At 35.5% G+C, this 6,650-nt stretch carries 8 protein-coding genes; 5 read left to right on the top strand and 3 right to left on the bottom strand.

The features are described from left to right. Positions 1-169 precede the first annotated feature (169 nt). Both rpmE and NEH74_RS03110 read right to left on the bottom strand, forming a co-directional pair. Positions 170-379, bottom strand: coding sequence for a 50S ribosomal protein L31 (rpmE, locus tag NEH74_RS03115; protein WP_055244798.1), 210 nt, complete (start codon positions 377-379; stop codon positions 170-172). A 196-nt stretch (positions 380-575) separates the two neighbouring features. After that, positions 576-1,835 carry a UDP-N-acetylglucosamine 1-carboxyvinyltransferase gene (locus NEH74_RS03110; RefSeq protein WP_055244800.1) on the bottom strand — a complete coding sequence of 420 codons (1,260 nt, stop codon included), beginning with the start codon at positions 1,833-1,835 and terminating at the stop codon, positions 576-578. A 439-nt stretch (positions 1,836-2,274) separates the two neighbouring features. Between NEH74_RS03110 and NEH74_RS03105 the strand changes: the two genes are divergently transcribed. The 5 genes from NEH74_RS03105 to NEH74_RS03090 all read left to right on the top strand — a co-directional run bounded on the left by NEH74_RS03105 (position 2,275) and on the right by NEH74_RS03090 (position 5,910). Further along, a complete protein-coding gene (locus NEH74_RS03105) occupies positions 2,275-3,114 on the top strand; it encodes a fumarate hydratase (RefSeq protein ID WP_055244802.1) in 840 nt (279 codons plus the stop codon). A 16-nt stretch (positions 3,115-3,130) separates the two neighbouring features. Continuing rightward, positions 3,131-3,658, top strand: a complete 528-nt coding sequence (locus tag NEH74_RS03100) for a Fe-S-containing hydro-lyase (RefSeq protein WP_055275257.1) — start codon at positions 3,131-3,133, stop codon at positions 3,656-3,658. 24 nt (positions 3,659-3,682) lie between these two features. Further along, on the top strand, positions 3,683-4,867 hold the full coding sequence (locus NEH74_RS03095) for an NADP-dependent malic enzyme (RefSeq protein ID WP_305888118.1): 1,185 nt from the start codon (positions 3,683-3,685) through the stop codon (positions 4,865-4,867). 33 nt (positions 4,868-4,900) lie between these two features. After that, positions 4,901-5,080 carry a DUF6440 family protein gene (locus NEH74_RS13675; protein ID WP_147614350.1) on the top strand — a complete coding sequence of 60 codons (180 nt, stop codon included), beginning with the start codon at positions 4,901-4,903 and terminating at the stop codon, positions 5,078-5,080. A 542-nt stretch (positions 5,081-5,622) separates the two neighbouring features. Beyond that, a complete protein-coding gene (locus tag NEH74_RS03090) occupies positions 5,623-5,910 on the top strand; it encodes a D-alanyl-D-alanine carboxypeptidase family protein (protein WP_317453096.1) in 288 nt (95 codons plus the stop codon). A 24-nt stretch (positions 5,911-5,934) separates the two neighbouring features. On the opposite strand, the gene yfcE is transcribed toward NEH74_RS03090, so the two are convergent. Then, positions 5,935-6,483: a phosphodiesterase gene (yfcE, locus tag NEH74_RS03085; protein WP_055305074.1), complete on the bottom strand. Its 549-nt coding sequence runs from the start codon at positions 6,481-6,483 to the stop codon at positions 5,935-5,937. Positions 6,484-6,650: the final 167 nt, after the last annotated feature.

The raw sequence follows: 6,650 nt of genomic DNA, 5'->3' as shown, positions 1-6,650 counted from the left end.
TTTGCCCACGGACTTCCTTCAGATTCCTCCTCGCAGAGGACACCCTTGTCTTAGGCTATGTACTTTCCGCTACTTGGACGTACTCGGGACTTTAACCCGTTAGATAATACCCATGCCGGGCGCACATAAAAAAAAACACCACACAAATGGTGGTGTTTCAAAATCAAAACTATTTAGTGTTGATTCCGTATTTTTTGTTGAAGCGTTCGATACGTCCATCAGCTTGAGCGAATTTTTGACGTCCTGTGTAGAATGGATGACAGTTTGAGCAAGTGTCAACACGAATTTCTTTCTTAACAGATCCGCTTTCGAATTCGTTTCCACAAGTTGTACATACTACGTTAATACGGTTGTATTCTGGATGGATTCCTTGTTTCATTCTAGTTCACTCCTTCGGCCCTGATTAATTGATTAATCAGAGAAAGTCTATATAACAATAGAATTATACTAAATTTATAGTACTGGTGCAATAAAAATTTTCATGAATCGATCAATTAAAATTTGACAATTGCTATGAAATTAGTTAATTGCAAATAAAGTACTCTATCTTAGCATTCCATTTTTATTTTGTTTTATTATTCTGTTACAGTTTCACGCCAAACTTTAGCACCGATATTGTTTAATTTTTGTTCAATATTTGAATATCCACGATCAATATGGTATGTATTTCCGATTTCGGTTACACCCTCAGCAATTAACCCCGCAATCACTAATGAAGCTCCCGCACGTAAGTCTGTTGCTTTTACGCGAGCAGCATGTAATTTTGTTGGTCCTTGAACAATCGCAGAGTTTCCTTGAACTTTAATATTTGCTCCCATTTTATTTAATTCGAAACAATTTTTGAAACGATCAGAATAGATTGTATCTGTTACCATTCCAACCCCAGTTGCTTGTGTTAATAAAGTCACTAATGGTTGTTGTAAATCTGTTGCAAGTCCTGGATAAGTACTTGTTTTAAAATCAACGGCTTTCATTTCTTTGCCGCCACGTACAATGACATGATCTGCATGAACATCAATATCCACACCCATTTCGCGTAATTTTGCAATTAACGCCTCTAAGTGATGAGGAATAATGTTATCAATTTTAACTTCTTCTCCAGCGACAGCTGCTAAAGTAATATATGTTCCAGCTTCAATACGGTCAGGAATAATTGCATGACGTGTGCCATGAAGTGATGAAACTCCCTGAATACGAATTTCACCTGTTCCTGCTCCTTTAATTTTAGCTCCCATACTATTTAAAAGATTAGCTAAATCGATAATTTCTGGTTCTTTCGCAGCATTTTCGATTATCGTTGTTCCTTCTGCTTTAACGGCAGCTAACATAATGTTAATCGTAGCCCCTACTGAAGCAAAATCTAAATAAATCTTAGCTCCTGTTAATTTCTCGGCTTTTAAGCGAATCGCTCCCGATTCTTGTGTAATAGTTGCTCCTAAAGCTTCAAATCCTTTTAAGTGTAAGTCAATTGGACGTGGACCTAAGTAGCAACCCCCAGGCATTCCAATCACTGCTTCTTTAAATTTTCCAAGTAAAGCCCCCATAAAATAATATGAAGCTCGTAATTTATTTACTGCACCCTCTACTAATGGTGTATTGATTAAATTTGTAGGATCTATAATTAACTCGTCATTATCTATCTTATATGTACCATTTAATTGTTCAATCATCATCCCTAGATGCTCAACATCGACAATCTGTGGAACACCTTCTAAAATAACTGAAGAATCCGCTAAAATGGCCGCAGGAATTAAAGCAACTGTACTATTTTTAGCACTATCAATTCGGACCGTTCCGTTTAATGGACGTCCTCCTTCTATTTTAATCACTTCCATCGACGCTCTTCCTTTCTGTTTTTACACGAATACCTATTGTATTATATCAAACTTTAGCCCAAGTTGTTAAAGATATTTTCACCTTTTATAGCGCTTAAGACATAATTTTCAAAAAATTTCTTAATTATCTATTATCTCAAGTAGATTCGACACGAAATCGCTTTTGATTTTTGTTAATTTAAATAATATTTTATCAAAATGAACCGAACGAAAAAAGAAGAAGAAAAGACCTCTGTAATCTAGGATGATTACTTAGATTCTTTTATGGTAAAGTAAATTTCAAAAATGCAATCTTTTCTTTAGCAAGAATACGCTTCTCACTTCATATTTTTCAACATTAATTATCTTTTCCTATCGACTTATCATTATCCTCTCTGCTTTTTCTTTTCATCTATTGTCACATCCTGTAAAATACTAGGTGATAGGAGGGATTTCATCTATGAGAAAACTTGAAGTATCAAGCATTATTCCAAAGATTGAATCAATGTGTATTGAAGCAAACTATAATGCAAGCTCATCACTTATGACGACATTAAGACAAGCTCAAGAAAACGAAAGTTCTACTCTTGGGCAAACCATCTTAAGTCAAATTATTAAAAATGATGAAATTGCAACAAATTCACAAGTACCGATGTGCCAAGATACAGGAATTGTTGTCGTATTTGTTGAGATTGGTTCAAGTATTCAATTGATTGGAAACCTTGAAGAGGCCATTCATGAAGGTATCCGACGTGGATATCAAAACGGTTATTTAAGAAAATCAGTCGTTGCACATCCTCTAGACCGTATCAATACGAAGGATAATACGCCAGCCATCATTCACTACCAATGGGTAGAAGGCGATGAATTAAAAATTACGATTGCCCCTAAAGGTGCTGGAAGTGAAAATGTCAGTGCGGTTGGAATGTTAAAACCATCAGATGGCTATGAAGGGGTTAAACAATTTGTCCTAGATACGATTTTAAAAGCTGGAGGAAACCCTTGTCCACCGATTATTGTCGGAGTCGGGGTTGGTGGGAATTTTGAAAAATGTGCCCTACTCTCTAAGCAAGCATTAATGCGTCCATTAGAAGATACATCATCAGATGAAATTTGCGCACGTCTTGAAAAAGAATTATTAACTGAAATTAATGAGTTAAATATCGGTCCAATGGGGTTCGGTGGAAGCACAACTGCATTAGCCGTCAAAGTTAATGCTTATCCATGCCATATTGCATCTTTACCCGTGGCAGTCAACATTCAATGCCACGCCTCAAGACATGTCACAGAAATTTTTTAATTAAAGGATGAGGACAATGAAAATTAACTTACCGTTAACAAAAGAAGTCACTAAAAACTTAAAAGCTGGGGATATTGTTGAATTATCTGGGATCATTTATACAGCACGTGATGCAGCTCATAAACGATTAATTGAACGTTTAGATGCAAATGAACCATTACCATTTGATTTAAAAGATAGTATCATTTACTATGTCGGTCCAACACCTGAAAAACCAGGTGCCGTCATTGGATCGGCAGGTCCGACGACAAGTTATCGAATGGATGCTTACGCACCGACCCTTTTAGATTTAGGATTAAAAGGAATGATCGGTAAAGGTCCACGTAATCATGAGGTAATTGATGCGATGAAACGTAATGATGCTGTTTATTTTGCAGCTGTTGGTGGTGCGGCGGCGCTTCTTGCTTTACATATTAAAGAAGCTGAAGTGATTGCTTTTGATGATTTAGGAACAGAGGCGATTCGCCGCTTAGTGGTGGAAGATTTTCCTGTTATTGTGGCGACAGATTGTCATGGTAATAGTCTTTATTCAACTCAAAACTAATCGAAAAAACTATTTGGAGGATTTATTATGAATGTTTTTGAACAATCGTTAGCATTACATGCACAGGCTCGCGGAAAAATCGAGATTAATTCAAAGGTTAAGGTTGAGTCGAAGGAAGATTTAAGTCTAGCTTATTCACCTGGTGTTGCTGAGCCTTGTCGTGTGATTTCAGCAAATGAAGACGAAGTATATACTTACACAAGTAAAGGAAATATGGTTGCCGTCATTACGGATGGTTCAGCTGTTTTAGGACTTGGAAATATTGGTCCGAAAGCCGCTTTACCTGTTATGGAAGGAAAGTCTATTTTATTAAAACAGTTTGCTGGGGTAGACTCTTTTCCTCTTTGTCTTGATACACAAGATCCTGAACTGATTATTCAAACTTGTAAATTGTTAGCTCCATCTTTAGGAGGAATTAATTTAGAGGATATTTCGGCACCTCGTTGTGTCGAGATTGAGCGTCGTCTAATCGAAGAAATGGATATTCCGGTTTTCCACGATGACCAACACGGTACAGCTATCGTTGTGAGTGCAGCTTTAATTAATGCTTGCCAGTTAACCGATCGTAAATTAGAAGATTTAAAAGTAGTTGTGAGTGGAACCGGAGCAGCGGGAAGTTCCATTATTAAAATGTTAAATCAATTAGGGGTTGGGGATATTATCGGTTACAACATTGATGGAATTGTACATCGTGATAAAATTGATCGCTATGACTTCTTAACAAAAGAGTTAGTTGAAATTACAAATAAAGAAAACTTCATCGGTGATGATACATTAGCCTCTGCGTTAGTCGGTGCTGATGTATTTATCGGAGTCTCAGTTGCCAACATTGTGACACCTGAAATGGTTCGTTCCATGAATAAAGATCCTTTCATCTTTGCGATGGCGAACCCAAATCCTGAAATTATGCCAGAAGATGCATTAGCAGGTGGCGCTTTAGTCGTCGGAACAGGTCGTTCAGACTTCCCTAATCAAATTAATAATGTTTTAGCTTTCCCTGGTATTTTCCGTGGAGCTTTAGATGCGCGTGCCACAAAAATCAATGAAGAAATGAAATTAGCAGCCGCAATGGCTATTGCCTCATGTGTCCCAGAAGAAGAGTTACGCGCTGACTTCATCATTCCTTCGCCATTTGATCCAAAAGTCGCTGAACGCGTAGCAGATGCTGTTAAAAAAGTAGCAAAAGAAACTGGCGTAGCTCGTATATAAACAATATAATCTATATCGCTTTGGAGAAATTGAATATCGCTTCGATTTGTTGTTTCTTATGAACCAGGAGGCCTAAGTGATAAGTTGCATATCGTTGTTGATACGCAGACTGGGATTAACTACATAAAGATTTGTTATGATCATGTCTCTGGTCTAACTCCTTTATTATATAAATCAGTCATACTATCAACGTATTTTAAGAACTTAGCTTGACTTAAAATCTCTAGATTATGTATTGGTTTGTATATAGATGCCGAAGGACAAGTTGTTGTGAAACCCATTGCTAAAAAATAATATATTAAAACAGCATGATTGATTATGCTGTTTTTTTTACTGAGAAGGAATTAAACGTGATGCAAAAATTTAGAGGATTTATTACTATGTTGAAAACAATATTAACCGTTAGATGATGTATTAAAAAAAGTTATCCACAACTATCCTATAATCAGATTTTTTGACGTTTAAATGTAAAACTAAATTTAGCTTCATATACCGAGATTAAAATGTCTAATTTAGAGCAATTTCCTCTGATTGTGAATAACTATTACGAGCTTCTTTCTTCTTCTGTACCTAAAAATTTAATTTACTTCCTACAATCACCCTATCGTACCTGTTAGGAAGTCGGGCATACCTTCTTATCACTCATATCTGATGCTAAAAAAGAAAAACTAAATCTTTCTATCCTATCGGTTTATGGAACTTATGACTGTTAAAAAAATCTTTATGATGAATATTGTTGAGAAGATGATTAACAAATAGCTGATACATACAGTCCACACCCAATTCATAGTGAGCATCAACCACAATGTGCATTTATCATGAATAAAGAAATGGAACCAACGAAAATCATTTGGTTAGGTGAATATGCCCATGAGTATAGATTCATTATTCGCTATCCACAACCACTAACTCATTTAACTAGGTATCAATATGAACCGTGGCATATCACCTATGTTGAGAAACCAGTAGAAGACCTGATAAAACAAAATCAAATTCAAATGTTAAAAAAATATAAAGTGAATTTTATGGATTATCGCTTATAAAAAAACTCGTCTAAAGACGAGTTTTTATTTTAGTGCGATTTCTTTGTAGACTTTTCCATCAAATGTTTTAACTTTAAACTGATCGTGATTTAAAATCCCATATGAATTTGGATGATTTTCTTTTGGTAAGGTTGTCGATCCTGGATTTAAGATGTACACACCATCTTGTTGTTTTAAAATTGGCACGTGGATATGACCAAAAATGAAGATATCACCTTCAATCAATGAGCTCGGAATTTGTTGATCATTATAAAGGTGTCCATGTGAGGCCATTAATTTACGATTTTTTAATGGAATAACGTTATAGTCTGCTGTAATGGGGAATTCTAACACCATTTGATCAACCTCACTATCACAATTTCCACGAATCGCAATAATTTGATGTTTGATACTGTTTAATAATTTAATAACTACTTGTGGATTATAGTCTTGTGGTAGCGGGTTTCTTGGTCCATGATACAATAAGTCACCAAGTAACACTAAGTAATCCGCTTGCTCTTCTTCAAAACGTTCTAATACTTTTTTTGCCCAATAAGCTGATCCATGAATATCCGATGCGAACATTAATTTCATCTACTTCACTCCCTCTTTTTTTCTATACTTATTATAACAAGAACCTTATCTCTTTTATGTAAAAATTAAAAAATTGTGATTTGTTTTTGATTAATAAACTAAAAAAGACGACTGGATCAATTACAATTTGTAATTCAACCAATCGTCTTTTAGAACTTTTCTGCTTC

Source organism: Turicibacter sp. GALT-G1 (genome assembly GCF_025594995.1).
GTDB classification, from domain to species: domain Bacteria; phylum Bacillota_I; class Bacilli_A; order MOL361; family Turicibacteraceae; genus Turicibacter; species Turicibacter bilis.
This window is presented reverse-complemented; position numbering and strand designations above follow the sequence as displayed.